The sequence below is a fragment of the Arthrobacter sp. 10T419 genome (assembly GCF_056394105.1).
Genome location: NZ_JBFTHF010000005.1, coordinates 17,760 through 42,804 on the forward strand (window position 1 = coordinate 17,760; position 25,045 = coordinate 42,804).

Here is a 25,045-nt window from a genome sequence, read left to right on the forward strand (position 1 = left end):
GCTGCCCAGCTGGATGGGTGAGAATGGGCGTATGTCTAACATTTTTGGTGGTCCAAAGGCCGGCGCTCCCGGCGGGGCGGACGAGTCCCGCGCTGTTCCCAAGGGGGACACCGTCGGTTCCTACAACTCCTACCTGGACGCCCAGAAGGCGGTGGACTATCTGGCGGACCAGCAGTTCCCCGTGCAGCTGGTCTCGATCGTCGGCAATGACCTGAAGATGGTGGAGCGCGTCACCGGCCGGCTCACCTACCCCCGCGTGGCGCTCTCCGGCGCGCTGAGCGGCATGTGGTTCGGCCTCTTCGTGGGAGTCATGCTCTCCTTCTTCTCGGAGTCGGGCGGCTACTTCTCGATCGTCACCTCGGTGTTGATGGGTGCGGCCTTCTTTATGCTGTTCGGCATCGTCACGTACGCCATGCAGCGCGGCCAGCGTGACTTCACCTCCACCAGCCAGGTGGTCGCAACGAACTACGACGTCGTGGTGGCCTTCGAGGCCGCCCATGAGGCGCGCCGCCTGCTCCACCAGCTGCCGATGACGCAGCATGACGCCTCCGCCGCGGGCTACCAGCAGCACGACCACCAGCACCAGCCGTTCCAGCCCGGTCCGCGGCAGTCCGGTCCGCAACAGCCGGGCCCGCAGCAGCAGCAGCCCGGCCACCAGGGGCAGGGGCCGATGCCCCAGCGTCCCGCGGGCTGGAGCGACCCGTATGGCCAGCGGACCGCCGACGCCGGCCAGCCGGCGGCCGCCGGTGAGCCCGCCGCGGAGGAGGAGCCGGTGCGCCCCTCCGGGGTCAGCTACCCGGACCTGCCCGACGGCCGGCCGCAGTACGGCGTCCGGGTCACCAACGAACCCCGGCAGGGAGAACCCAGCGCGGACGGACCCCGCCGGGACGGCGAGCAGCGCTAAGGCCGCCAGGCAGTCAAAGCACGGCACTGGACAAGAAAGGGAGGGCCGCCGGATCACCGGCGGCCCTCCCTTTCTTGTTGCCCGGCTGCTAGGGCAGCTGCGCCTCAACGTCCTGGTAGATGCCCGCCATCCAGGACTCGACGTCGTCGGCCTTCCGCGGCAGCGCCGCGCTCAGGTTGACCGGGCCGTCCGCCGTCATCAGGATGTCGTCCTCGATCCGGACGCCGATTCCTCGGTATTCCGCCGGAATGCCGAGGTCCTCCTCCTTGAAGTACAGTCCCGGTTCGATCGTGAAGACCATGCCGGGGGCCAGGATCCCGTCCAGGTACAGTTCACGCTTGGCCTGGGCGCAGTCGTGCACGTCCAGGCCCAGGTGGTGGCTGGTGCCGTGCGGCATCCAGCGGCGGTGCTGCTGGCCCTCGGGGCTGATGGCTTCCTCGACGGACACCGGCAGGAGGCCCCACTCGGCGAGGCGTTCGGCCAGAACGGTGGTGGCCGCGGTGTGGATGTCGCGGAACTTGGTGCCGGGCTGCGCGGCGGCAAAGCCGGCGTCGGCGGCGTCGAGCACGGCTTCGTAGACCTTGCGCTGGATCTCGGAGAAGGTGCCGTTGGCCGGCAGGGTGCGGGTGATGTCCGCGGTGTACAGGGAGTCGGCCTCGACGCCGGCGTCCAGCAGCAGCAGCTCGCCGGCGTTGACCTTGCCGGTGTTGCGGGTCCAGTGCAGCACGGTGGCGTTGTTGCCCGAAGCGGCAATGGTGTCGTAGCCGAGCTCGTTGCCTTCCTCGCGGGCCCGGGCGAAGAAGGCGCCCTCGACCACGCGTTCGCCGCGGCGGTGGGTGAGCGCCCGCGGCAGGGCCTTGACCACTTCGGTGAAGCCTTCAACCGTGGCGGCCACGGCGGTCTTCATCTGTTCGACTTCCCATTCGTCCTTGATCAGGCGCAGCTCGGAGAGGGCCTCGCTGAGCTTCTCGTCGAGCGCGTCCAGCACGCCCAGGTCCAGGTTCTCCGGATCCTTGGCGGTGTTGTAGCGGGCGGTGTCCACGAGCGCATCAATGTTCTCGTCCACCTTGCGCACCAGCCGGATGGAGATGCCGCCGATTTCCGGGGCACCGACGTTCTTGGTGATGGCGAGCTCGAGTTCGGCCAGGTCGGCGGTCTCCAGGCCCAGCTGGGCCTTGAACTCGGCGAGGGTCGGCCGGGCGCCGATCCAGAACTCGCCTGAGCGGGAGTCGGCGTAGAACTGCTCGGTGTCGCGGCCGGCCAGCGGGCGGAAGTACAGCGTCGCGCGGTGGTGTCCGCCGTCGTCGCCCTTGCCTTCGTCGGCCGGCTCCAGGATCAGCACGGCGTCGGGCTCGTGATCCAGGCCCAGGCCGGTGAGGTGGGCGAAGCCCGAGTGGGGGCGGAAGCGGTAGTCGCAGTCGTTGGAGCGGACCTTCAGCGGGCCGGCGGGGATGACCAGGCGTTCACCTTTGAACAACTCTGAGATGGCCCGGCGGCGGGCGGCGGCGTGGCCGGCCACGGCGTCGAGTTCCGGCAGCTGTTCCCGGGACGGGGCCCAGTTGCTGGCCATGAACGCCTTGAAGGCATCGGAGCTGGGCCGCTGCGAGCGGTTGTTGACGCGCTCTTCGAGGGGCTGGGAAGCGGAGACTTGGGTGTTATCTGCATCGTTCACCGTCCCATCGTCTCACCAGCTGCGCGGCTTAGGCCAACAAGCCGCCCCGGCGGATCTACTAGGCTAGGGAGGTGAGGATTGACCTGCATGCCCACTCGAATGTTTCCGACGGCACCCAAGCGCCCGCGGAGGTGATCGCGTCCGCTGCGGGGGCCGGGCTCGACGTCGTCGCGCTGACCGACCACGACTCCACCGACGGCTGGGCCGAGGCTTCCGCCGCCGCCCGGGAAAACGGCGTGGCGCTGGTCCCCGGCATGGAGATCTCCTGCCGGACTCGGGAGGGCATCAGCGTCCACCTGCTCAGCTACCTGCACGACCCGGCGCACCCCGGGCTGCTGGAGGAAATCACCAAGGCCAAGGACGCGCGCTTCACGCGGGCCGAACGGATGGTCAGCCTGCTGGCCGAGGACTACCCGCTGACCTGGGACGACGTCATCCACCACGTCGCCCCCGGCGCCACCCTGGGCCGGCCGCACATCGCCGACGCCCTCGTTGCCGCGGGCGTGGTCGAGGACCGCAGCGAAGCCTTCGAATCGATCCTGACCTCGCATTCCCGGTACTGGGTGCAGCACTACGCGCCGGACCCGGTGTACGCCGTCGAACTGGTCCGCGACGCCGGCGGGGTGCCCGTGTTCGCGCATCCTGTGGCGTCCTCCCGCGGGCGGATCGTGAGGGACCGCACCTACGGGGAGATGATCGACGCCGGCCTGGCCGGGCTGGAAATCGACCACCGGGACAACCCTGAGGAGGGCCGCGCCTTCCTGCGCCGCCTCGCAGCACAGCACGGACTGCTCGTGACCGGGTCCTCTGACTACCACGGGACCGGCAAACCCAACCTGCTGGGCGAGAACCTGACCGCTCCCGAGGTCTTCGCGCGGATCGAGGAACTGGGCACTGGATCGTCCGTGGTGCGCTGATGGAGTGGATTGACCTCCAGCTCCTGGCCTCCGTGATCGTCACGCTGTTCGTGATCATGGATCCGCCCGGGACGGTGCCGATCTTCATGTCCCTGACGGCCCAGATGGACGCCAGGGACCGCAACCTGTCGGCGCTGCAGGCGCTGCTCGTGGCCACGGGCGTGATCGTGACCTTCGCGATTTTCGGGCAGTCCATCCTGAACTACATGCACATCTCGCTCGCCGCGCTGCAGGGGGCCGGCGGCCTGCTGCTGGTGCTGATCGCGCTGCAGCTGCTCACGGGCTCCACCAGCGGCGAGGAGAACGCCGCCAAGTACAAGAACGTCGCGTTTGTGCCGCTGGGGACGCCGCTGATGGCGGGCCCGGGTGCAATCGTGGCCGTCATGGTGTTCGTCCAGCGCTCCGGCAGCATGGCGCAGTACCTCGCCGTCGGGCTGGGGATCGCCGTGACACTCGCGTCCCTGTACCTGGCGATGCGGTTCGCCGGTCTCGTGCAGCGCGCCCTGGGCGAGAACGGCGTCGAACTCATCACCCGGATCGCCGGCCTGCTGCTCTCCGCGATTGCGGTGCAGATGATCGCCGACGCCGTGCACGCCTTCATCAAGAGCTGGACCTGACGACGTCGCCCAACTGACTCCCACTTGTTGTCGTTTTGAGGCGTCAAAACGACAACTAATGCGAGCTAGTTGGGGTCTGAGCCCGGCAGCGCGGTGAACGACGCGTGCGCGCTGAGCCGCTTGGCCATGACGTCCACGGCCGCCTGGTTCTGGTCCACACACACAAACCGACGGTCCAGCTTGGCCGCCACAGCGCCGAGCGTGCCGGAACCGGCGAAGAAGTCCAGGCACCAGTCCCCGGGGCGGCTGGAGGCCGCGACCACCCGCCGGATCAGGCCTTCGGGCTTCTGCGTCGGGTAACCGGTCTTTTCCTTGCCGGTGGGCGAGACAATCGTGTGCCACCAGACGTCGGTGGGAAGCTTGCCGAGTTCGCGCTTGGCCGGCGTGACGAGTCCGGGTGCCATGTACGGCTCCCGGTCCACCTCGGCGCTGTCGAAGTGGTATTTCGCCGGGTTCTTCACGTACACGAGGATGTTGTCGTGTTTGGTCGGCCAGCGGAACTTGGCCCGGGCGCCGTAGTCGTACGCCCAGATGATCTCGTTGAGGAAGCACTCGCGGCCGAAGATCGCATCCAGCATGACCTTGGCGTAGTGCACCTCGCGGTAGTCGAGGTGCAGGTACAGGGTGCCGTCGTCGGCGAGCAGCCGCCAGGCTTCGACCAGCCGGGGCTCCAAGAAGGACCAGTAGTCGCTGAAGGCGTCGTCATAGCTGTGCAGCGCGCCCTTGATGGTGTCGTAGGAGCGGCCCTTGAAGCCGACGCGGTCGCCCTCGCCGCCGGTGTTGAGCACCATTTTGGTTTCCTGGCGCCGCTGGACCCGGCCAGTGTTGAAGGGCGGATCCACGTAAATGAGTGTGAAGGCGCCGTCCGGCAGCGTCGGGAGGTATTCCGCGTTATCCGCGTGAACCACCAGGTTGCTGCCGTCCGGCGCCCAGACGGTGTCAGTCATGTAGGGGATTAGGCCTCGGCGCTGCGTGCCGGGGCGCCGCCCTGTGCCTCGCCGGCCACCACTTCGCCGTTGCGGCGGCGGGTGCGGGTCCGGCGGCGCGCGCGGGTAGCCCGGTCGACCTCGGTCGGAGCGCTCGCCGTTGCCGGGGCGCTTGCCTCGGCGGGTCCCGTGGCGGTCTCCTTTTCGGGCGAACGACGACGGCGCTCACCGGAGCGTCCGGCGTCACGGCCGCCTTCGCGGGAGCCTGAGCGGCCATTGTCGCGTCCGCCCTCGCGGGAGCCTGAGCGGCCGGCGTCGCGTCCACCCTCGCGGGAGCCTGAGCGGCCGCCGTCGCGTGCACCGTCGCGTGTGCCGGGACGGGCGTTCTTCTTGCCGGTCTCGCCGAGGTCCTCGAGGACTTCGGCGTCGACGCCGGCGAGCACCCGCTTGTCGCGGGGGAGGCGGCCCTTGGTGCCCTCCGGGATGTCCAGCTCCTCGAACAGGTGCGGCGAGGAGGAGTAGGTCTCCACCGGTTCGGGCACGCTCAGGCCGAGGGCCTTGTTGATCAGGCCCCAGCGCGGCATGTCGTCCCAGTCGACGAAGGTCACGGCGGTGCCCTTGTTGCCGGCGCGGCCGGTGCGGCCGACGCGGTGCAGGTAGATCTTCTCGTCTTCGACGCACTGGTAGTTGATCACGTGCGTGACGTCGTCGACATCAATGCCGCGCGCGGCGACGTCAGTGGCGACGAGAACGTCCACCTTGTTGTTGCGGAAGGCGCGCAGCGCCTGCTCACGGGCGCCCTGGCCGAGGTCGCCGTGGATGGCGGCCGCAGCGAAGCCGCGGTCCACGAGCTCCTCGGCGACCTTGGCGGCGGTGCGCTTGGTCTTGGTGAAGATGATGGTCCGGCCTCGTCCGCGGGCCTGCAGGATGCGAGCCACCACCTCGATCTTGTCCATGCTGTGGGCACGGTAGATCAGCTGGCGGATGTCGCGCTTGGTGAGGCCCTCATCCTCGGGATCCGCGGCGCGGATGTGGGTGGGCTTGGTCATGTAGCGGCGCGCCATCGCGACGACCGGGCCGGGCATCGTGGCGGAGAACAGCAGCGTCTGGCGAACGGCCGGGGTACCTGCGATGAGGGTCTCGACGTCCGGCAGGAAGCCGAGGTCCAGCATCTCGTCGGCCTCGTCGAGGATGACCATCTTGACGTTCTTGAGGACGAGGTGCTTCTGCTTGTAGAGGTCGATCAGGCGCCCGGGGGTGCCGACGACGATCTCGACGCCCTGCTGCAGCGACTCGACCTGCGGCTCGTAAGCACGGCCGCCGTAGATCGTGGTGATGCGGGCGTTGCGTTTGCGGGCAGCGTTCTGCAGGTCGCCGGCGACCTGCACCGCGAGCTCACGGGTCGGCACGATCACGAGGGCCTGCGGTGCGCCGGGGGCCGGGAGGTCGGCGAAGCCCGCGTCGTCGCGTCCGATGACGCGCTGCAGGGCCGGGATGCCGAAGCCGAGGGTCTTGCCCGTGCCGGTTTTGGCCTGGCCGATGATGTCGTGGCCGCTCAGTGCGACCGGCAGCGTCATGGCCTGGATCGGGAACGGGTGGGTGATTCCGGCGTCGGCAAGGGATTCAACAATGTCGGCGCGGACGTTGTAGTCGGCGAAGGACTTTTCCGCGATTTCGTGCGGGGTTTCGTCCGAAATGATGGTCTCTTCCGGCTCGATCGATTCCGTGCCGGACTCGTCGGTAAGAAGCTGGTGCGTGTGCAATTCACTCACAGGGGAGTTTCCTTATTCATTTGGGCTGCGCTGCTTGCTCAACGGGGCCGGCCGAGGGCCGTTCCGGAGCACGCTCAGGAGCGCAAGCAAGTCCAGTGGAAGCCGATCGCGGGCTATCTAAATGCTGGCACTGGGACCAGCGGGTGTGTCTCAAGATCGCGTAGGGGCGGGCTTGTTGAATTCGAAAAACATGGAAATCAACGACCGGGCATCCATTACTACCCTTCCAGTCTAGCTGTTCGCCGTTCGGAACCTCGACCGGGGCCCGCGGTGCGGCGCGCCAGTGGCACGGCTGCGGGGCGCAAGCCGGGCGTAACATCAGCCCACGAGTTCGAGCCGGACCTCCCGCGTGGCGATGTCCGAGGATACGACCCGCACCCGGACCTGGGTGCCGGGTTCCAGCTCGCCGGGGCACCGTGCGGTCACCGCGGGCTCGGCGATCTGCACGATCCCGGACGGGCCATTGCCGTTCCCGTTGCTCTTCCCGTTCCCGTTGCTGCCCTTACCGTTTCCGTTCGTGCCGCCGTTCTTAGCGGGCTTTGAGCCCGAGATCACGACGGCGTCGAACTCCTGCCCGATGTGGTTGCTCAGCAGGGCCGCCTCCACGGTGTCCAGCGACAGCCGCTCCAGCTTGGCGGCCAGTTGGTCCGAAGCCGCCATGATGGCCGGCAGCGACGGGAGGGCTTCGCGGGCCCAGCCCGGAACCTCGGCGCCGTTGGACAGGGCCTCGCAGATGACCAGGACGAAGCGGTCGATCAGGCGCCGCAGCGGGGCGGTGGAGTGGGCATACGCCGCGCCGATAGCGGACTGGATGGCGTCCTCCGGGACGGCGCCGTCGAAGTGGGTGTAGCCGGCGCCGCGGAAGAGCATCCCGGCCGAGTGCACGATGGCAAGCTGGCGCGGGTCGGTGGGGTCCAGAGTGCGCAGGTATTCGCCGTAGCTGATCCGGCCGTCCCAGGGCTTGCCGAGTGCGCCGGTCTGGCGCCGGAAGTGCCGCAGCGAGCTCTCATCCGGGGCGGGCATGGTCCGCAGGATGCCGACCTTGCCCTGCAGCATGAGCTCCGCTGCGGCCATGCCGGTCATCAGCGAAATCTGGGCGTTCCAGTCCTCCACCGGCAGCGGCGGCGCCGCGACGATCCGGTAGCCGCCGTCGGGCAGCTGCTCGATCTCCTGCTCCGGCATGTTCAGGCTGGCCCCGCCGCGCAGGCGCTCCAGTTCCACCCGCTTGCTGCCGACTTCCTTGAGCAACTGCAGAACGGGGTCCGCGGTACCGCCGTCGAGTTCGGCCTGCACACCTTGGTAGCTGAGCTTGGCCCGGCTGCGGACCTGTGCCCGGCGGACCAGCACGGAGGAGACCTCGGCGGCGGCGTCGAGCTCGAACTCCCAGACGAAGGCCGCGCAGAGCTGGCCCGCCAGCAGGCTGCCGGCCGCTTCGCTGATGACCTCGGGGTGCAGGGGGATTCGGCCGTCCGGAGTGTAGAACGTCTGGCCGCGGCGCCGGGTCTCGGCGTCGAGCGCGCCGCCGGGGGCGACGAAGGACGGGACGTCGGCGATCGCGTAGAAAACCCTGTACCCGTCGCCGGCGCGGTCAATGAACAAGGCCTGGTCCAGGTCCGTCGAGGACGCCGGGTCGATGGTCACGAACTCCACGTGAGTCAAATCCAGTTCCGGCAGCTCGTGGGAGGCGACGGCCGCCTCGGCGTCCCGGAGCACGGCTTCCGGAAACGGCCCGGGCAGCTCCAGGACGGTGCGCAGTGCGTTGAGCGCCTGGGCAAGCTGGTTCTTCTGCTGGCGGACGCTCGGAGTCAGGCGATGATGAGACACGGAATCAGGTTAGCCCGATTTCCGCTACTAGTCTTGAAGCATGAGCACCTCCCCGGCCGAGCCCGCCCGCTACAACCGTTTCCTCCGGGACCTGCTGGGCGTGATGGCCTACGGGGAGCTCTCGGCCTTCGAACGGCTCTCCTCCGACGCCCGGTATTCGCCCACCCTGCACGACCGGGCGGTGCTGGGCGGCCTCGCCGTCATCGAGTTCCAGCATTTTGAACTGGTCTGCGCGAAGCTGGCGGAGATGGGCATTGACGCGGAGGAGGCCATGCTGCCGTTCCAGCCTTCGGTGGACCACTTCCATGAGCGCACCCGCCCCGCCGACTGGCACGAGTCGCTCATGAAGGCCTACGTGATCGACACGGTCTCCGCGGACTTTTACCGGTCCATTTCGGGCTATGTCGACGCCGGGACGGCCGGGCTGATCGAACTGGTCCAGGCGGCCGGGGACGCGACGGTGGTGCTGCGGGACCGGCTCAAGGCCGCGCTCGCCGACGATCCGCGGCTGGCGTCCCGGCTGGCCCTGTGGGCTCGGCGGTTGCTCGGCGAAGCGCTTACCCAGGCCCAGCGGGTCAGCGTGGAGCACGCCTTCCTCGGCGGCCTGACCGGCACGGACGATGACCGGGCCGGTGAACTCGCCCGCGCCCTGACCGCCGAGCTTGCCGCCGCCCATTCCCGTCGGATGTCAGAGCTGGGACTAGCCGGCTAGTTGTCCGCGGCGCCGCTGTGGACGTCGGCGTCGGCGTCCGCCCCGGCGTCGAGCGCGGCGAGCAGGGCACGCGCGGCCCCGGCAGGATCAGCGGCCTCGGTAATCGCCCGGACCACCACAATCCTTCTGGCTCCGGCGTCGACCACCTGCGCCACGTTGCCCAGGTCGATGCCGCCGATCGCGAACCACGGCACCACCCCGGCGACTTTCCCGACGTCGGCGGCCTCGGCCCGGCCGATCGCCGCGGCGGCGTAGCGCACCAGGTCCAGCCCGACGGCGGCGCGGCCCGGCTTGGTGGGGGTGGCCCAGACCGGGCCCACGCAGAAGTAGTCCAGCCCGCCCCGGCCCGGGGACGCCGCGATGGCCGCATCCACCTGTTCCGGCGTGTGCGTGGACATGCCGATCACGGTGCCCTTGCCCAGGAAATCCCGTGCCGCGGCGAACGGGATGTCCTTTTGCCCAATGTGGAACACCGGCGCCCCTGCCAGTGAGGCCAGGTCGGCACGGTCGTTTACCGCCCAGAGCCGGCCGTGCCGCCGCGCCACGGAGTGCAGGACCTCCAGCAGCTCAAGCTCCTCGGCCGCCTCCAGCGACTTGTCCCGCAACTGGATGATGTCGACGCCGCCGGAAAAGGCAGCGTCAACGAAGTCCTCGAAGTCACCGCGCTCCTTCCGGGCATCGGTGCACAGGTACAGGCGGGCGGTGGTGTGGACATCCTGGCTCATGCCCCAAGCCTAGTTCCTCTAAACTGGGCGCATACCGCGGGAGCCCGCGCGGGCCGCCAGACGGCCGACGGGCTGAGAGGGCGTCAGAGCCGACCGCTTGACCTGATCCGGCTAGTACCGGCGTAGGGAAGGAACCCCATGGACGTATCCGTCGCACCGCCCGCCACACCACCGGGCCCATCCTCGGATTATTACGACGTCATCGTGATCGGCGGGGGAGTGATCGGCCACGGCATCGCCTGGGAGGCCCGCCGTTCGGGCCGTACCGTCGCGCTGGTCGACGACGCCCCCGGCACCGGCGCCAGCTGGGCTGCCGCCGGCATGCTGGCGCCCGTGAGTGAACTCCACTACCAGGAGGAGGAGCTCCTGGCCCTGATGCTGGAAGCCTCAGGGCTGTGGCCGGAGTTCGCCGCCGGCCTGGCCGGCGGCAGCACTGACGGCGGCGGTACTGGATATCTCACGACGCCGACCCTCGCCGTCGGCGCGGACGCGGCCGACCGCCGGGCGCTCGCCGACCTGCGGGCCGCGCAGCAGGCCTGCGGCCTGGCCGTGGAGCCGCTGACCGTCCGTGAAGCACGCAGCCGCGAACCGTTGCTCAGCCCCGGTATCTCCTGCGCCTTCGACATCCCGGCCGACCACCAGGTGGATCCGCGCCGGTTGTTGGCCAGGATTGGTTCACTGCTGGCTGCCGACAGCCGGTTCACGGCCGTGCCCCGCCGCGCGGCCGGGCTGCTCTGGCGGGGCGGCCGCGTCGCCGGCATCCGTTTCGAGGGCGGCGGAGAGCTCCGCGCCGGCGAGACGGTCGTAGCCAACGGCCTGGCCGCGGCGGAACTGCATGGCCTGCCCGGGGGATTGTCCCTGCCGCTGCGTCCGGTTTACGGGGACATCCTGCGGCTCCGGGTCCCGGCACGGCTCCGGCCACTGCTGCGCTCGACCGTGCGGGGCCTGGTCCGCGGGGTTCCGGTCTACATCGTCCCGCGGGAGGACGGCACGGTCGTGATCGGCGCAACCCAGCGGGAGGATGCGCCCTCCGAGGCTGGCGCCGTCTCTGCCGGCGGCGTGTACCAGCTTCTGCGTGATGCCCAGCAGCTGGTCCCGGCCGTTGCCGAGCTGGAACTGCTCGAGGCCACGGCGCGGGCACGGCCCGGGACCCCGGACAACGCCCCGCTCCTAGGGCGCGTGGCCAGCGCTGGATCCGGACAGGACGTCGAGGGACTCATCATTGCCACCGGGTTCTTCCGGCACGGGGTCCTGCTCACCCCGGCGGCCGCCGCCATCTGCCGGGCGCTGCTGGACGGAGAGCCGGATCCGCGCTGGGCGGGCTTCCGCCCGGACCGCTTCTCCAGCCGCCGCCCGGTTTCTCCAGCCCCCGGCTCATCCGAGCGGGACGCTTCACCCGCGGACGCTCCAGCGAAAGACAGGACGACAGCATGAATATCAGGCTCAACGGAGCGCAGCACGCCCTCGCCGACGGCGCCACAATCAGCGCCTTGGTCAGCGGGGTGACCGGCCGGACGCTGGCCGCCGACGGCCGGGCCACGGACGGCCGGAAACTGGGCGTCGCCGTCGCCCGCAACGCCGAGGTGGTGCCGCGCAGCCAGTGGCACGCGACCGCGCTCGCCGAGGGCGACGACGTCGAACTCGTTACGGCAGTACAGGGAGGATAGAGGGCATGGAAGCAACAGCAATGCAGGAAACGCAGCAGGGGCGCCGGGACCCGCTGACGGTTGACGGGGTGGAATTGGGCTCTCGCCTGATCATGGGCACCGGCGGTGCCCCCAGCCTGGACGGCCTCGGTGCCGCGCTGGCGGCCTCCGGAACGGAACTCACGACGGTGGCCATGCGTCGCTACTCTCCGGCCGAGAGCGGCTCGTTGTTCCAGATGCTGGCGGACCACAACATCCGGGTACTGCCCAACACCGCCGGATGCTTCACCGCCCGTGACGCCGTCCTCACGGCCGAACTGGCCCGCGAAGCGCTGGAGACGGACTGGGTGAAGCTCGAGGTGATCGCGGATGAGCACACCCTGCTGCCCGACGCCTTGGAACTGGTGGAGGCAACCGAACAGCTGGTGGCGCGCGGCTTCAAGGTCTTCGCTTACACGAATGACGACCCGGTCCTGGCCCTCCGGCTGGAGAACCTCGGCGCCACGGCCGTGATGCCGCTGGGCGCCCCGATCGGCACCGGCCTGGGCATCTTGAATCCGCACAACATTGAACTCATCGTCTCCCGTGCCTCGGTGCCGGTGGTGCTCGACGCAGGAATTGGCACCGCCTCCGACGCCGCGCTCGCGATGGAACTGGGCTGCGACGCAGTGCTGCTCGCTACCGCCGTGACCCGGGCCCAGGACCCGGCGCTGATGGGGGAGGCGTTCCGGCACGCCGTCATCGCCGGCCGGCTGGCGCGGCGGGCCGGCCGGATCCCGCGCCGCGAGCACGCCCTCGCGTCGTCCGCGATGGAAGGACGCGCCGAGTTCCTGTAGCGGCCCCGGCGGCGCTTCCGTCCGGGCCCGTTCGCCTCGCCAATCGGTGGCTAAAGGCACTGTTTAAGATTTAAATCCAGTGTCTATCCTGTTGGGTAACGACCGCTGCACTGCACGGTCCGCAGGCCGCCGGCACGTCCCGGGAAGCCTTCCCGCTCCGGGGGCCCGTCTCGGTGAGGAGGCGTCCATGTCCAGTCCTGATGTGCCAACGCGGGGGCCGGCCAAGCCGGGTCCCTATGTAGTGTCCGGAATCCTGTTGCTCGTCGCCATTGTGGTTCCGTTGGTTGTGCCCGCGTACGCCTTCGACGAACCGCGGCTGGCGGGTATCCCGTATTTCTACTGGTATCAGATGGCATGGATCCCGGTCACCGCGGCCTTGGTGGGGATCTCCTACTGGCTGGTCACCAGGGAGGACCGCCGTCGCCGTGAATCCGTCCGCGGGGCGGCCGCTGCGGGGGAGGAGCGGTGAACGGGGCGGTCGTGCCGCTGGCGGCACCGGACCGGCCGGTCAACGGCATAGCCCTCACTATTGTGATCATCCTCTTCGTCCTGGTGGCGGTCCTCGGCTTCTTTGCCGCGCGGTGGAGGCGGGAAGAAACGACAGGGCTGCATAGCCTCGACGAATGGGGACTGGGCGGCCGGGGCTTTGGTACCTGGGTGACCTGGTTCCTGCTCGGCGGGGATCTTTACACGGCTTACACTTTCGTGGCGGTCCCGGCGGCGATGTGGGCCACCGGAGCCGTGAGCGGCTTCTTCGCGGTGCCGTACACAATCGTGCTCTATCCGATCGTGTTTTTGCTGATGAGCAGGCTGTGGTCCGTCTCGCACCGCCACGGTTTCGTCACGCCGGCGGACTTTGTTGGCGGCCGGTATGGCAGCAGGGCCCTTACCGTTGCGGTCGCCGCCACCGGCATCGTCGCCACCATGCCCTACATTGCCCTGCAACTCGTGGGCATCAAGGCCGTACTCACTGTGCTCGGCCTGGGCAGTGCTGAGAACGCGCTGCTGACCGACCTGCCGCTCATCATCGCGTTCGTGGTTCTGGCCGCGTATACCTATACCTCGGGCCTGCGCGCTCCTGCCCTGATCGCCGTCGTGAAGGACCTGCTGATCTATCTGGCCGTGATCGTGGCGGTGATCTACCTGCCTATCAAGTTCGGCGGGTGGGGTACCATTTTCGACTCCGCCGAGGCGAAGCTGGGAGCGGTCAATCCGGCGACGGGCAAACCGGCGGGCGCGTTCATCCCGGGGGCGTCCAGCTACTCCGCGTATTGGACCCTGGCGCTTGGTTCCGCGCTGGCCCTGTTCATGTATCCGCACTCGATCACGGGCGTCCTGGCGACCAAAAGCCGGAACACCATCCGCCGGAACGCTGCGGTGCTGCCGCTGTACTCCTTGATGCTGGGCTTCCTGGCACTCCTGGGCTACGCGGCCATTTTCGCCGGCACCAAGCCCACCGACCTGAACGGCGCCGTCAATCCGCAACTGGTGGTGCCGCAGTTGTTTCTGGATCAGTTCCCGGCCTGGTTTGCCGGCATTGCGCTCGCCGCCATCGCCATCGGGGCGCTGGTCCCGGCCGCCATCATGTCCATCGCCGCGGCCAACCTGTTCACCCGAAACATTTACCGGGACCTGATCAAGCCGGACGCCACGCCCCGGCAGGAAGCCAGCGTTTCCAAGATCGCCTCCCTGGTGGTGAAGTTCGGCGCGCTGGTCTTCGTGATCGCCATGGACCAGTCCGCGGCCATCAACATGCAACTACTTGGCGGCATCTGGATCCTGCAGACCTTCCCTGCCATCGTGGCTGGACTCTATACCCGTTGGTTCCACCGGTGGGCGCTGTTCCTCGGTTGGGCGGCCGGCATCGCCTATGGCACGATCGCGGCGTATAACGTCGTCAATCCCGTCACGAAAGCCCACTTTGGCGGGTCCATCTCGGCCATCCCCGGCACCGATATCCAGGTCTACATCGCCGTTGTGGCGTTCGTGATTAACCTCGTCGTCGCAGCTGTGCTGTCCCTGGTTTTCCGGGCAATGAAAGTCCCCGACGGCAAGGACATCACCCGCTCCTCGGACTACGGCGCAGACGAGAACGATCCGAAGGTGGCCCAGCTCCAGCGCGAACACCCGCTCGCCGAACCAGGGGGCCCGACGTACTGAAGCCCTTTATCCGTGGTGACCATGGATCGGCGATTGACCGCCCGCGGGCGTTCACGGGCCATAGACTCCGGTTGGAGGTGGCTGGCCGGCCGACCAGGAATTTTTCCACCGGGTGTCCTTTTGCCGGCAGCTCCTTCGTCGTATTGACGTATCGACCTACTAGAAGGAGTCACCGTGGACTACATGCTGTTCATCTGCACCGATCCGACTGCGCCGGAATATGTGCCGGCCGAGGACAACATCGAGGAATGGGCGGCGGAGATAGAAGCGCGAGGCATCGCGCGCCACGGCGACAGGCTGCGACCTGTCGAGGACGCGACCACCGTGACGGTGCGGGCGGGGGAGGTGGTCGTCGCGGACGGCCCGTTTGCCGAGACAAAGGAATGGATCGCGGGCTATGACATCATCGCCTGCACCGATCTTGACGAGGCGATCGAGGTGGCGTCCAAGCATCCGATGGCAAAATTCGGCAAGATCGAGATCAGGCCCGTGTGGCCGCTCGGTTTATAGCACTCGTTACAGCAATCGGCGCCTCAGCGCGGGAGGGCGAAAAGGGGGATCAGATGGCAGCGGACGCGGCGGAGGTGCGGGCGGCCCTCGGGGGTGCTTCCGCCGAGGCGGCAGCACGGATCACGGCCACCCTCATCCGCATCACCGGCGACTGGAGCCTGGCCGAGGACTGTGTCCAGGACGCGTTCGCGCGTGCCCTCGTCGACTGGCCCCAGCGCGGCATCCCCGGAAACCCGGCGGCCTGGCTGACGACCGTTGCCAAGAACAGGGCTATTGACTGCTTGCGGAGCGCAGCGAGCGAGAAGAAGGCGGTGCGGGAGCTCTCGGTCCTGGCCAGGCTCGAAGAGCTGGCGGAGGATGCTCCCGGGGATCCCGTGGACGGCGACGACCGGCTGCGCCTGATCTACACCTGTTGCCATCCCGCCCTTCCGCTTGAGGCGCGGGTCGCCCTGACCTTGCGCACCGTGGCTGGCCTGACGACCAGCGAGATCGCTCGCGCGTTCCTCGTCTCGGAGTCAACCATGTCCAAACGGCTGGTCCGTGCCCGCGCCAAAATCCGCGACGCCGGGATCCCCTACCGGGTGCCGCCGCCAGAATTAATAGCGGAACGCACGGCCGGGATCCTGGCAGTCCTCTACCTCATGTTCAATGAAGGGTATGCGGCCACCGGCGCCAACACACTGATCCGCGAGCCCCTTGCCCGGGAGGCGATCCGTCTCGACCGGCTGCTGATTGGCCTGCTCAAAGGGTCACCGCAGGAACCCGAAGCGCTGGGCCTGCTGGCGCTGATGCTCCTCCAGCACGGCCGCCGGCACGCACGTACGGACGCGGCCGGGGACCTGGTGACGCTGGAGGACCAGGACCGCGAACGATGGGACCGGGCAGCGACTGCGGAAGCGGTGGCGCTCCTGGCGGCCGCCGACCGCGCCGGCATTTCACTCGGCGTCCGGCCCGGCAGCTACCGGATCCAGGCAGCCATCGCCGCGTGCCATATGACCGCCCGCGATTTTGGCAGCACCGACTTCGGCCGCGTGGCAATGCTGTACGACCGTCTTGCGCGGCTGGCACCGTCACCGGTCGTCGAACTCAACCGTGCCGTCGCCGTCGCGATGTCCCAAGGGCCGGACGCCGGGCTGGCGCTCATCGACCGGCTGGAGGATGCCCGGTCACTGGAGGGGTACTACCTCCTGCCTGCCGCGAAGGCGGACCTCCTGCGGCGCCTTGGCAGAATGCCGGAGGCCAGCCAGGAATACCGGCGTGCCCGGGAGCTCGCACCGTCTGAGGCCGAGCGCCGCTACCTCAGCAAACGCCTGGCGGAGACCCGCCCGGAAGTATCGGGAGTACTGTGATGCGCATGGAGATGCGTCTGGAAGTCGTACAAGTGCCGGTCACCGACGTGGACGCGGCCAAGTTGTTCTACACGGAGAAGCTGGGTTTCGTACTGGACCACGACGTCGAATACATTCCAGGCATGCGGGTCGTCCAGCTCACGCCGCCCGGCTCCGCCGCCTCAATCGTCATCGGCACCGGAATGACCGCCATGGCCCCCGGAAGCCTGGAAGGACTGCAGTTGGTGGTCCCGGACATGGCCGGCACCCGCGCCGAACTTCTGGGACGCGGAGCCGAGATCAGTGAAGTCCAGGACATCGGCGGGATAGCCTTCGCCTACTTCAGCGACCCGGACGGCAACCGCTGGGTCCTTCAGGAAACCACGGACCCGGAAGTGAAGGAAGCTTCCCGGCGCTGAGGGCTTCAGCCGGTTAAGGCACTGCGGCCACTCACCCGAGGGGGAGTGGCCACAGCGCTTTGCGACTTCAGCTGTCCGCTAGATGCGCAGGATGGCGGTCATCCGGGCCGTGTCCAGCCGGGTCCGGGACTTGCCGAGGTACAGCACCGCGCCGACCGCCGCCGCCGAGCCCAGCAGTAGGGGCAGGACCCACGGAATCCAGGTCAGGCCCGGCTGGTACCCGAAGCCGGCCGCCATGAAGATGATCCAGCTCAGCATCGCCACGCCCAGGGCGATACCGGCCGGGACAGTGATGCCGTACTTGGCGTGCCGCTTGTCGTTCGCCCAGACCAAAAAACCCGCGGCCACGGCGACCATGGCCACCACAATCAGGGACAGCATTCAGACTCCTTTGGGAACTGCGGGTTGAGGGACGGGTTGAACGGTAGGGGGATCCGGGGCGTTGCCTAGAGGGCGCCGAAGCCGACCCGGCGGACCTCTTCGGCGCCGATTTCCACGTAGCCCAGGACGTTCGCCGGGATGATGATCTGGCGGCCCTTCTCATCGGTCAGGCGGAGTTCGGTGCCCTTGGAAATGGCCTCTTCCACAAGCTTCGCCACCGCGTCCGCGTCCTGGTTGGATTCGAGGGCAATTTCGCGGCCGATGTTCTGAATGCCGATCTTTACTTCCACAGCAAGGCCTCCCAGCCAATCAAAGTGTTCAAATTTTCTCTGCGAGGGTTTCTCTGCGAGGCGTTCTCTGCGAGTTTCCTCCACGAGGTGTTCTCTATTTGTAGTCTAGGACTCTTTGGGAAAGCGGGAGATTCCGCGCCAAGCTAAACGGTAAATCAGGTCACTGGCCACATCGATGTCCAGGTTACCGTCGGTTTCCAGCCAGTACCGGGCACTGACCTGCGCCATTCCGGACAGTCCGCGGCCCAGGAGCTGGGCTTCCAGCAGCGGCAGTTTGGTGTCCTCGGCGATGACTTTCGCGATCGCGTCCGCGAAAGTCTTGTTGAACGTTTCCAGCCGCGCGCTCACATCTTGGTCGTTGACCAGATCGGATTCGAAGACCAGCCGGTGGGCCTGGTCATCGTTGGCGATGAAATGGAAATAGGCCCGCATGACGGCCTGGACGCGCTCGTCGTTGTCCGTCGTGGAGTTCAGCGCACCGAGCAGCAGTTCCGTGAGCGCCGACAGGTGGCTGTCCAGCAGGGCCAGGTACAGCTCGCGCTTGGACGGGAAGTGCTGGTACAGCACGGGCTTGCTCACGTGCGCTGTCTCGGCGATTTCGTCCATGGCGGCGCCATGGTAGCCGTTGGCGACGAAGACCTCCTGCGCGGCGGCGAGCAGCTGGGCCCGCCGTTCATCGCGCGGCAGCCGCGCCGAGCGCTGTGTCCCGCTCCGCGCCTGGGCCGCCGACGACTTTCCGGTATGTCCCCGCTCAACCGGTGCCTGATGAACCACTATCGGCCTTCTTTCCTTCGCTGTTAGCTCCACTTTACGCGGGGGTAATATGACCTGGCGGCATCTTCGGGCATACATTGAAGTATGGCTTCCCAGTTGACCCCAAACGGAACCCCCGCAACCCCGCCGCCGGCGCCCGGACCGCTGGTCGAACCTGCGGACGCGCTGACGCCGGACGAGGTGGAGCGCTACTCCCGCCACCTGATCATTCCCGAGATCGGTACGCTCGGACAGCGCCGGTTAAAGAACGCCAGGGTCCTGGTGATCGGCGCCGGCGGCCTCGGCTCGCCCGCGCTGCTCTACCTGGCCGCCGCCGGGGTGGGAACCCTGGGCATTATCGACGACGACGACGTGGACCTCAGCAACCTCCAACGCCAGGTGATCCACGGCGTGGCCGACGTCGGCCGGCCCAAGACCGAGTCCGCCCGCGACGCGATCGCAGCGCTGAACCCCCTGGTCGATGTCCGGCTGCACAACGTCCGGCTGGATGCCTCCAACGCTCTGGAGCTCTTCGCCGATTACGACCTGATCGTCGACGGCGCCGACAACTTCGCCACCCGCTACCTGGTCAACGATGCCGCCGCCATCCTCGGAAAGCCCTACGTGTGGGGCTCGATCTTCCGCTTCGACGGACAGGTCAGCGTCTTCTGGGAGCAGCACGGCCCGACGTACCGGGACCTGTACCCCGAAGCGCCGCCCGCCGGCTCGGTGCCCTCCTGCGGGGAAGGCGGCGTGTTCGGCATGCTGTGCGCCGCGGTCGGCTCGCTCATGGTGACCGAGGCGGTCAAGCTCATCACCGGCGTCGGGCGTTCCCTGCTGGGCCGGGTCGCGCTGTTCGACGCCCTCGGCGGCAGCTGGCGCGAAATCAAAGTCTCCCGGGACCCCGGAGCCCCGCGCGTCACCGAGCTCACCGACTACGAGGCCTTCTGCGGGATCGCCCCCGCCGCGGACGCCGGAACCGAACACACCGTCACCGCCACCCAGCTCGCCACCATGCTCGCGTCGCGCAAGGCCGGCCTGAAGGATTTCCAGCTCGTGGACGTGCGCGAGAGCGGCGAATTCGACATCGTCCGCATCGACGGCGCCACGCTGATCCCGCAAGGCAGGATCCTGGCCGGCGACGCGTGGGCCGAGCTGCCGCAGGACACGGACATTGTGTTCCACTGCAAGGGCGGGACACGCTCCGCGGCCGTGCTCGCCGCCGCCCGGGCAGCCGGCTACGAACGGGTCAGCCACCTGGAGGGCGGGATCCTCGCCTGGGTGCGCGAGGTGGAACCGGGAAAACCGGTCTACTGACGTTTTTGAACACCTTGCCCTGAACACCTTGTCCCCGGACCGCCGGGCCCCTACCCGAGAGGCACTGCCATGAGCGAAGACACCAGCCTGACCCCGCAGCACAAGATCGGCTCGGGTTTCGGCCCGCGTTCGACGGCGGCGGAGGTCATTGCGGGCGTGGACCTGAGCGGGAAGACCGCCGTCGTCACCGGCGGCTATTCCGGGCTCGGCCTGGAGACGGTGCGGGCGCTATCGTCCGCCGGGGCCCGGGTGATGGTTCCGGCGCGGCGCCCCGACCATGCCCGCAAGGTCCTGGCCGAGGCCGGCCTCGACGGCGTCCGCGTGGCCGGGCTGGACCTGGCCGAACTGTCCAGCGTGAGGGAGTTCGCGGCCGGTTTCCTTGCCTCCGATTTCCTCGGCGACGGCGGCAGCCTGGACATCCTGATCAACAACGCCGCCATCATGGCCAGCCCGGAGCAGCGCGTCGGCCCGGGGTGGGAATCCCAGTTCGCCACGAACCACCTGGGCCACTTCGCGCTCACCAACCTGCTTTGGCCCGCGCTCTCCGCGGGGGAGGGGGCGCGGGTGGTGGCACTGTCCTCCACCGGCCACAAGCTGTCGCCCATCCGGTTCGATGACATCAATTTCGACTCAGGCTACGACAAGTGGAAGGCCTACGGTCAGGCGAAGACCGCGAATGCGCTGTTCGCGGTGCAGCTGGACGCGCTCGGGAAACATGCCGGCGTCAGGGCCTTCGCCGTGCACCCGGGAGGCATCATGACCGAGTTGCAGCGGCACCTGCCCCGGGAAGAGATGATCGCCTCGGGCTGGATGGACGCGGAGGGCAACCTCAACGAACGGTTCAAGACGCCTGCCCAGGGGGCCGCGACCTCGGTCTGGGCGGCCACCTCGCCGCTGCTTGCCGGCGAGGGCGGCGTCTACTGCGAGGACTGCGACATTGCCGAGCCGACGGTGCCGGGAACCCCGGAAGCACGGGTCAGGGGAGTCGACGCCCACGCCGTGGACCGGGCGGACGCCGAGAGGCTGTGGCAGCTGTCCGCCGAGCTGACGGGCGTCAACGCCTTCGCCGCGCAAACGGACTAGGCGCCTGACTGGCCGGCCGGACTGACCGGACTGGCGGCCGGACGGAAATACCGCCGGGCAAGGCGCTGAACGTTATTAGGCCGTTTCCCGCTGGCCGTCGGCGGCGGGAAACGCGCTGTGGTCGACCGGGCACTCGGCCTCGGTGCCGGAAGCGGGGCGCCGTGCCGCAGGCTGTTCAACCGTGATGCCGTAGACGGCCTCGAGGCCGGCCACATAGTCGTCCTGCTGGCCGTTCGCAGCGAGTTCCCGGGCACGGACGGTGGGCACGTGCAACAGCTGCTTGACCATCCGGCGCAGGGCAAACTCGACTTCCTCGGCCGCGGCGGTGCAGCCGTGGCGGGCGCGCACCTTTTCCATTTCGGCGTCGAGCACGTCCATCGTGTGGCGGCGCAGGGCGACGATGGCCGAATCAACCGAGCGCGCCTCGCGCTCCTGCTCAAAGGCGGTGGCGGCGCCGTCGACGATGCCGCTGGCCTGGTTCAGGGACTCCGCCTGCTCCTGCGGGGCGGCCAGCCGGACGGACTCAAGCGTGAGCAGCTCGACGCCGTCGAGTTCGGCGACGGCGGGGTCGAAATCGTGGGTGAGGGCCAGATCGATCGCGATCAGCGGCTGCGGCGACGCCGAGCGGATCCGGGCCAGTTCGGGGGCCTCGACGCGGTTGTCGGAGCCGCTGCAGCCGATCATCACGTCGGCGGCCGCGACTGCGTCCGGCAGGGAAGCGCTGTCCAGGGCGGTGCCGCCGCGGGTGGCGACGAAGCCGGCGGCGCGGCCGGAGGAGGAGAAGACGGAGATGTCGGTGCAGCCGCGTTCGCGGAGCAGGGACATGGTTGCGCCCGCGTAGGCGCCGGTGCCGAAGACGACGGCCTTCTTGGTGGACCAGTCGGGGTTCTCGGAGAGGTCGGTCGCGAGGTCCAGAGCGACGGAGACGATCGACAGTCCGCGCGAGCCGAGGGCCGTCTGCGCACCGACGTCCTTGGCGGTCTTGGAAGCGGCCTGGAACAGCCGCACGAGACCGGAGCTCGCGGTGCCTTCGTGCTGCGCGGTGATCAGGGCGCGCCGGACCTGGCCTGCGATCTCCCGTTCCCCGACGACGGCGGAATCCAGTCCGGAACTGACCGCGAACAGGTGGCGGCTGACGTCCGGGCCGGTGCGGGTATTAAAGGACCGGGAGACGAGCTGTTCGTTGAGTCCGCTGGCACCGCTGATCTCGGAGACCAGCGCGGCGCGGGCCGCCTCGACGTCGTCCGGGTGCGGCGCTTCGCCGTAGATTTCGAAGCGGTTGCAGGTGGCAAGGACAACGGCACCCGCCACGGCCGGCGATCCGGCGAGGGCGGATGTGGCAAGCCCGGAAGCGCCGGTGCTCAGTTGAGCAACGGTCTCCAGATCGATGTCGGCGTGTGTAGCCACCAATGAGAAAAGAACCACAGCACGACAATCATAGCTTTTTCGCGTCCGTGTAGAACAACTACCGGGCGTGGGACTGCCCACCCGGGGTTGTGATTCCCGCCACGGCGGCGCCTGCAGCGGCTGCCGTGACAGGTTGTCGTTATCTTTTGGAGCCGATTTTCGGCACAATCAAAGGCATGACTCTTAGCGCTGCGGCCACGAACGGCACTGCAATCGACGGCACGGCAAACTCCGGCACGGCACACAACAGTCTCGACGCCGGCCACCCCCTGATGGACGGCCGTACCGCCGACTCGCCGCTGATCACCGCCTACCGCGGCGGCAAGCCCTCCCGGCGCCCCGTCTGGTTCATGCGCCAGGCCGGCCGGTCGCTGCCCGAGTACCTCAAGGTACGCGAAGGCGTGGCCATGCTGGATTCCTGCCTGCGCCCCGATCTCGCCTCCGAGATCACCCTCCAGCCCGTGCGCCGGCACGACGTCGACGCGGCGATCTTCTTCTCCGACATCGTCATCCCGCTCAAGCTGGCCGGCGTCGGCGTCGACATCGTCCCCGGCGTCGGCCCGGTGCTGGACAAGCCCGTGCGCACCGCCGCGGACGTTGCCGCGCTGCCCCAGCTGAGCTGGGAGGCCCTGGAGCCGATCCGCGAGGCCGTGCGGCTCACCGTGGCCGAACTCGGCAGCACCCCGCTGATCGGTTTCGCCGGCGCCCCCTTCACCCTGGCGGCGTACATGGTGGAGGGCAAGCCGTCCCGCGACCACCTCGGCCCGCGCACCATGATGCACGCGGATCCGGAGACCTGGACGGCGCTGGCCAACTGGGCGGCCGACGCCTCCGGGATGTTCCTGCGCGCGCAGCTGGAGGCCGGCGCCTCCGCCGGGCAGCTCTTCGACTCCTGGGCCGGCTCCCTGGGCCTGGCCGACTACACGCGGTTCGTGGCTCCGGCGTCCGCCCGCGCCCTGGATCACGTCCGGCACCTCGGAGCACCCCTGATCCACTTCGGCACCGGCACCTCGGAGCTGCTGGTGGCAATGCGCGACGTCGGCGTGGACGTCGTCGGCGTCGACTACCGGCTGCCACTGGACGAGGCCAACCGCCGGCTCGGCGGGACCGTGCCGCTGCAGGGAAACATCGACCCGGCACTGCTCTCCGCACCATGGGAAATCCTCGAGGCCCATGTCCGCGACGTCATCAAAGCCGGCGCCTCGGCCCCGGGCCACGTCCTGAACCTGGGCCACGGCGTGCCTCCGGAGACGGACGCGGCGGTGCTGACCCGCGTGGTCGAACTGATCCACTCGATCGCCCCGGAGTAACCCCGATGGCCACCGACGCCGCCACTGACACCAACCCCGGCTCCAACACCAGTGCTGCTCCCGCGCGGACGGCCGTGGTGGTGGGCGGCGGCATCTCCGGCCTGCTCGCCGCCCGGGAGCTGGCGCGGGCTGGCGTCCGGACCACGGTGCTGGAAGCATCGGGCGACTGGGGCGGCTGCGTGGGCAGCCATGTGGTGGCCGGCCTGACCCTGGACAGCGGCGCCGAATCCTTCGCCACCCGGTCCGCCGCGGTGGCCGGCCTGGCCGAAGAGCTCGGCCTCGGCGCGCAGATCGTTCCGCCCAACCCCGGCGGCGCCTGGGTCCAACTGCCGGAGGGTCCGCGGGAATTGCCGAAGACCGGGGTGCTGGGCATTCCCGCCAACCCCTGGGACCCCGAAGTCCGGCGTTCCCTTGGCCTGCTCGGATCCCTGCGCGCATCGCTCGACGCACTGCTGCCGGCTTCCATGGGGACCGCTGCCGAGGCCACAAGCGTGGCGGCCCTGGTCCGCGCCCGGATGGGCCGACGCGTGCTGGAGCGGCTGGTGGCGCCGGTGGTCGGCGGCGTGCACTCGGCCGACCCGGCCCTGCTTGACGTGGACATGGTGGCGCCCGGATTGCGCGCCGGAATCCGCACGCACGGCTCCCTCGCGGCCGCCGTGGCCGCGCAGCGCCGGGGGGCTGGGCCCCGGCCGGGCGCGCCGGAGTCCAGCGCTCCCGCGCCCGGTGCCCAGCAGCCTGGGCTGCAGAAGGCGGGCTCCGCCGTGGCCGGCCTCCGCGGCGGGATGCACACCCTCGTCACTGCCCTCCTCACCGAGCTGCGCGGGCTGGACGTGGCCCTGCTCAGCGGCACCCGGGTAGGCGCGGTGCAGCGCATCCCGGGCGGCTGGCGGGCCACCGCGGGCCAGGCCACCTTCGACGCCGGGCGGCTAATCGTGGCGGTTGAGGGCCCGGCGGCGGTCTCGCTGCTCGCCGGCACGCTGCCGGCATTGGCGGCCCTCCGTCCGGACGCGGGACCCGATGTGCGGCTCGTGACGCTGGTGCTGGACAGTCCCGCGCTCGACGCCGCACCGCGCGGCACCGGAGTGCTCGTGGCCCCGCAAAGCCCCGGCATCCGCGCGAAGGCCCTCACCCACGCGACCGCCAAGTGGGCCTGGCTGGCCGAACGGACGGCGCCCGGCCGGCACGTCCTCCGGCTCTCCTACGGACGCGGCGCGAACGTGCCGGACGCCGCGGCGGCCCCGGAGCCCCGGAGCGACGAGGAGTTGTTCGACGCCGCGCTGCAGGACGCCGCCGCGCTGCTCGCCGTCCCGCTGGCCCGGACCGACGTCGTCGGCTGGGACGTGGTGCGCTGGTCCGGCGCGCTGCCCTTCGCGGCACTCGGCCACAAGCGGCGGGTCGAGCAGGTTCGGCAGCTTTGCGCGGCGGAAGGTGGCCTCGCCGTCGTCGGGGGCTGGCTGTCCGGAAACGGCCTCGCCGCCATCGTCGCCGACACCCCCAAACAGGTGGCCGCCCTGCTTCCCTGAAGCCTGCCCCGGG

General features: G+C 69.0%; 25 protein-coding genes. 16 read left to right on the top strand and 9 right to left on the bottom strand.

Features of this window, described 5'->3' with window-relative positions:
• The first annotated feature begins 31 nt into the window (after nucleotides 1-31).
• Nucleotides 32-904 (top strand): YflT domain-containing protein, encoded by an 873-nt coding sequence (locus tag AC1DBD_RS10200; protein ID WP_476982042.1) that lies wholly within the window; start codon nucleotides 32-34, stop codon nucleotides 902-904.
• Between the two features lie 88 nt (nucleotides 905-992).
• Here the strand turns inward: AC1DBD_RS10200 and AC1DBD_RS10205 are convergent, their stop codons facing one another.
• Nucleotides 993-2,576 carry an aminopeptidase P family protein gene (locus AC1DBD_RS10205; protein WP_441417186.1) on the bottom strand — a complete coding sequence of 528 codons (1,584 nt, stop codon included), beginning with the start codon at nucleotides 2,574-2,576 and terminating at the stop codon, nucleotides 993-995.
• Between the two features lie 71 nt (nucleotides 2,577-2,647).
• On the opposite strand from AC1DBD_RS10205, the gene AC1DBD_RS10210 reads away from it, so the two are divergent.
• Together AC1DBD_RS10210 and AC1DBD_RS10215 are read left to right on the top strand one after the other, a co-directional pair.
• Nucleotides 2,648-3,493, top strand: a complete 846-nt coding sequence (locus AC1DBD_RS10210) for a PHP domain-containing protein (RefSeq protein ID WP_476892198.1) — start codon at nucleotides 2,648-2,650, stop codon at nucleotides 3,491-3,493.
• 8 nt (nucleotides 3,494-3,501) lie between these two features.
• Entirely contained in the window at nucleotides 3,502-4,110 is a 609-nt protein-coding gene (locus AC1DBD_RS10215; RefSeq protein WP_441417841.1) for a MarC family protein, read from the top strand.
• Nucleotides 4,111-4,175: 65 nt separating this feature from the next.
• On the opposite strand, the gene AC1DBD_RS10220 is transcribed toward AC1DBD_RS10215, so the two are convergent.
• The 3 genes from AC1DBD_RS10220 to AC1DBD_RS10230 form a co-directional block, all read right to left on the bottom strand.
• A complete protein-coding gene (locus AC1DBD_RS10220) occupies nucleotides 4,176-5,057 on the bottom strand; it encodes a DNA-methyltransferase (RefSeq protein ID WP_441417188.1) in 882 nt (293 codons plus the stop codon).
• Nucleotides 5,058-5,065: 8 nt separating this feature from the next.
• On the bottom strand, nucleotides 5,066-6,808 hold the full coding sequence (locus tag AC1DBD_RS10225) for a DEAD/DEAH box helicase (protein ID WP_476908520.1): 1,743 nt from the start codon (nucleotides 6,806-6,808) through the stop codon (nucleotides 5,066-5,068).
• Between the two features lie 318 nt (nucleotides 6,809-7,126).
• Nucleotides 7,127-8,632, bottom strand: coding sequence for an RNB domain-containing ribonuclease (locus AC1DBD_RS10230; protein ID WP_441417190.1), 1,506 nt, complete (start codon nucleotides 8,630-8,632; stop codon nucleotides 7,127-7,129).
• Between the two features lie 40 nt (nucleotides 8,633-8,672).
• Here AC1DBD_RS10230 and AC1DBD_RS10235 point away from each other — a divergent pair, with 40 nt between their 5' ends.
• Nucleotides 8,673-9,344, top strand: a complete 672-nt coding sequence (locus tag AC1DBD_RS10235; protein WP_476982043.1) for a ferritin-like fold-containing protein — start codon at nucleotides 8,673-8,675, stop codon at nucleotides 9,342-9,344.
• On the opposite strand, the gene thiE is transcribed toward AC1DBD_RS10235, so the two are convergent.
• Entirely contained in the window at nucleotides 9,341-10,069 is a 729-nt protein-coding gene (gene thiE / locus AC1DBD_RS10240; protein WP_441417192.1) for a thiamine phosphate synthase, read from the bottom strand. The two genes, AC1DBD_RS10235 and thiE, sit on opposite strands and share 4 nt — an antisense overlap.
• Before the next feature lie 138 nt (nucleotides 10,070-10,207).
• Between thiE and thiO the strand changes: the two genes are divergently transcribed.
• From thiO to AC1DBD_RS10280, 8 genes are all read left to right on the top strand, one after another.
• Nucleotides 10,208-11,503 (top strand): glycine oxidase ThiO, encoded by a 1,296-nt coding sequence (gene thiO / locus AC1DBD_RS10245; RefSeq protein WP_476982044.1) that lies wholly within the window; start codon nucleotides 10,208-10,210, stop codon nucleotides 11,501-11,503.
• A complete protein-coding gene (gene thiS / locus AC1DBD_RS10250; RefSeq protein WP_441417194.1) occupies nucleotides 11,500-11,736 on the top strand; it encodes a sulfur carrier protein ThiS in 237 nt (78 codons plus the stop codon). The genes thiO and thiS overlap by 4 nt, the downstream gene beginning before the upstream one ends.
• Nucleotides 11,737-11,741: 5 nt before the next feature.
• Nucleotides 11,742-12,551, top strand: coding sequence for a thiazole synthase (locus AC1DBD_RS10255; protein ID WP_476982045.1), 810 nt, complete (start codon nucleotides 11,742-11,744; stop codon nucleotides 12,549-12,551).
• Nucleotides 12,552-12,738: 187 nt separating this feature from the next.
• Nucleotides 12,739-13,020, top strand: coding sequence for a DUF3311 domain-containing protein (locus tag AC1DBD_RS10260; RefSeq protein ID WP_441417196.1), 282 nt, complete (start codon nucleotides 12,739-12,741; stop codon nucleotides 13,018-13,020).
• Nucleotides 13,017-14,711 carry a monocarboxylate uptake permease MctP gene (mctP, locus tag AC1DBD_RS10265; RefSeq protein ID WP_441417197.1) on the top strand — a complete coding sequence of 565 codons (1,695 nt, stop codon included), beginning with the start codon at nucleotides 13,017-13,019 and terminating at the stop codon, nucleotides 14,709-14,711. Before AC1DBD_RS10260 ends, mctP begins: the two co-directional genes overlap by 4 nt.
• Before the next feature lie 183 nt (nucleotides 14,712-14,894).
• A complete protein-coding gene (locus tag AC1DBD_RS10270; RefSeq protein WP_441417842.1) occupies nucleotides 14,895-15,221 on the top strand; it encodes a YciI family protein in 327 nt (108 codons plus the stop codon).
• Between the two features lie 53 nt (nucleotides 15,222-15,274).
• On the top strand, nucleotides 15,275-16,570 hold the full coding sequence (locus tag AC1DBD_RS10275) for an RNA polymerase sigma factor (RefSeq protein ID WP_476892203.1): 1,296 nt from the start codon (nucleotides 15,275-15,277) through the stop codon (nucleotides 16,568-16,570).
• A gap of 5 nt (nucleotides 16,571-16,575) precedes the next feature.
• The gene (locus AC1DBD_RS10280; protein ID WP_441417199.1) at nucleotides 16,576-16,968 is read left to right on the top strand and encodes a VOC family protein; all 393 of its coding nucleotides are present in this window, start codon (nucleotides 16,576-16,578) and stop codon (nucleotides 16,966-16,968) included.
• A 78-nt stretch (nucleotides 16,969-17,046) separates the two neighbouring features.
• Here the strand turns inward: AC1DBD_RS10280 and AC1DBD_RS10285 are convergent, their stop codons facing one another.
• From AC1DBD_RS10285 to AC1DBD_RS10295, 3 genes are all read right to left on the bottom strand, one after another.
• Nucleotides 17,047-17,349 (bottom strand): hypothetical protein, encoded by a 303-nt coding sequence (locus AC1DBD_RS10285; protein ID WP_476982046.1) that lies wholly within the window; start codon nucleotides 17,347-17,349, stop codon nucleotides 17,047-17,049.
• Nucleotides 17,350-17,414: 65 nt separating this feature from the next.
• Nucleotides 17,415-17,639: a DUF3107 domain-containing protein gene (locus tag AC1DBD_RS10290; RefSeq protein WP_441417201.1), complete on the bottom strand. Its 225-nt coding sequence runs from the start codon at nucleotides 17,637-17,639 to the stop codon at nucleotides 17,415-17,417.
• A 105-nt stretch (nucleotides 17,640-17,744) separates the two neighbouring features.
• Complete coding sequence (locus AC1DBD_RS10295; protein WP_476982047.1) at nucleotides 17,745-18,491, bottom strand: TetR/AcrR family transcriptional regulator; 747 nt, start codon at nucleotides 18,489-18,491, stop codon at nucleotides 17,745-17,747.
• Between the two features lie 6 nt (nucleotides 18,492-18,497).
• On the opposite strand from AC1DBD_RS10295, the gene moeB reads away from it, so the two are divergent.
• Together moeB and AC1DBD_RS10305 are read left to right on the top strand one after the other, a co-directional pair.
• The gene (gene moeB, locus AC1DBD_RS10300; RefSeq protein WP_476925284.1) at nucleotides 18,498-19,709 is read left to right on the top strand and encodes a molybdopterin-synthase adenylyltransferase MoeB; all 1,212 of its coding nucleotides are present in this window, start codon (nucleotides 18,498-18,500) and stop codon (nucleotides 19,707-19,709) included.
• Between the two features lie 69 nt (nucleotides 19,710-19,778).
• On the top strand, nucleotides 19,779-20,792 hold the full coding sequence (locus tag AC1DBD_RS10305) for an SDR family NAD(P)-dependent oxidoreductase (RefSeq protein WP_476925283.1): 1,014 nt from the start codon (nucleotides 19,779-19,781) through the stop codon (nucleotides 20,790-20,792).
• A gap of 75 nt (nucleotides 20,793-20,867) precedes the next feature.
• Here the strand turns inward: AC1DBD_RS10305 and AC1DBD_RS10310 are convergent, their stop codons facing one another.
• A complete protein-coding gene (locus tag AC1DBD_RS10310; protein ID WP_476892206.1) occupies nucleotides 20,868-22,217 on the bottom strand; it encodes a glutamyl-tRNA reductase in 1,350 nt (449 codons plus the stop codon).
• A 158-nt stretch (nucleotides 22,218-22,375) separates the two neighbouring features.
• On the opposite strand from AC1DBD_RS10310, the gene hemE reads away from it, so the two are divergent.
• Nucleotides 22,376-23,509 (top strand): uroporphyrinogen decarboxylase, encoded by a 1,134-nt coding sequence (hemE, locus tag AC1DBD_RS10315; RefSeq protein ID WP_476925282.1) that lies wholly within the window; start codon nucleotides 22,376-22,378, stop codon nucleotides 23,507-23,509.
• Between the two features lie 5 nt (nucleotides 23,510-23,514).
• Entirely contained in the window at nucleotides 23,515-25,032 is a 1,518-nt protein-coding gene (gene hemG, locus AC1DBD_RS10320) for a protoporphyrinogen oxidase (protein WP_476982048.1), read from the top strand.
• The last annotated feature ends 13 nt before the right edge of the window (nucleotides 25,033-25,045 follow it).

Excerpts from the sequence above, each read along its gene's own strand:
- AC1DBD_RS10200 (WP_476982042.1), top strand. The coding sequence starts at position 32 with ATGTCTAACATTTTTGGTGGTCCAAAGGCCGGCGCTCCCGGCGGGGCG.
- AC1DBD_RS10220 (WP_441417188.1), bottom strand. The coding sequence starts at position 5,057 with ATGACTGACACCGTCTGGGCGCCGGACGGCAGCAACCTGGTGGTTCAC.
- AC1DBD_RS10235 (WP_476982043.1), top strand. The coding sequence starts at position 8,673 with ATGAGCACCTCCCCGGCCGAGCCCGCCCGCTACAACCGTTTCCTCCGG.
- thiE (WP_441417192.1), bottom strand. The coding sequence starts at position 10,069 with ATGAGCCAGGATGTCCACACCACCGCCCGCCTGTACCTGTGCACCGAT.
- thiO (WP_476982044.1), top strand. The coding sequence starts at position 10,208 with ATGGACGTATCCGTCGCACCGCCCGCCACACCACCGGGCCCATCCTCG.
- thiS (WP_441417194.1), top strand. The coding sequence starts at position 11,500 with ATGAATATCAGGCTCAACGGAGCGCAGCACGCCCTCGCCGACGGCGCC.
- AC1DBD_RS10255 (WP_476982045.1), top strand. The coding sequence starts at position 11,742 with ATGGAAGCAACAGCAATGCAGGAAACGCAGCAGGGGCGCCGGGACCCG.
- AC1DBD_RS10260 (WP_441417196.1), top strand. The coding sequence starts at position 12,739 with ATGTCCAGTCCTGATGTGCCAACGCGGGGGCCGGCCAAGCCGGGTCCC.
- AC1DBD_RS10270 (WP_441417842.1), top strand. The coding sequence starts at position 14,895 with ATGCTGTTCATCTGCACCGATCCGACTGCGCCGGAATATGTGCCGGCC.
- AC1DBD_RS10275 (WP_476892203.1), top strand. The coding sequence starts at position 15,275 with ATGGCAGCGGACGCGGCGGAGGTGCGGGCGGCCCTCGGGGGTGCTTCC.
- AC1DBD_RS10280 (WP_441417199.1), top strand. The coding sequence starts at position 16,576 with ATGGAGATGCGTCTGGAAGTCGTACAAGTGCCGGTCACCGACGTGGAC.
- AC1DBD_RS10285 (WP_476982046.1), bottom strand. The coding sequence starts at position 17,349 with ATGCTGTCCCTGATTGTGGTGGCCATGGTCGCCGTGGCCGCGGGTTTT.
- AC1DBD_RS10295 (WP_476982047.1), bottom strand. The coding sequence starts at position 18,491 with ATGTATGCCCGAAGATGCCGCCAGGTCATATTACCCCCGCGTAAAGTG.
- moeB (WP_476925284.1), top strand. The coding sequence starts at position 18,498 with ATGGCTTCCCAGTTGACCCCAAACGGAACCCCCGCAACCCCGCCGCCG.
- AC1DBD_RS10305 (WP_476925283.1), top strand. The coding sequence starts at position 19,779 with ATGAGCGAAGACACCAGCCTGACCCCGCAGCACAAGATCGGCTCGGGT.
- hemE (WP_476925282.1), top strand. The coding sequence starts at position 22,376 with ATGACTCTTAGCGCTGCGGCCACGAACGGCACTGCAATCGACGGCACG.
- hemG (WP_476982048.1), top strand. The coding sequence starts at position 23,515 with ATGGCCACCGACGCCGCCACTGACACCAACCCCGGCTCCAACACCAGT.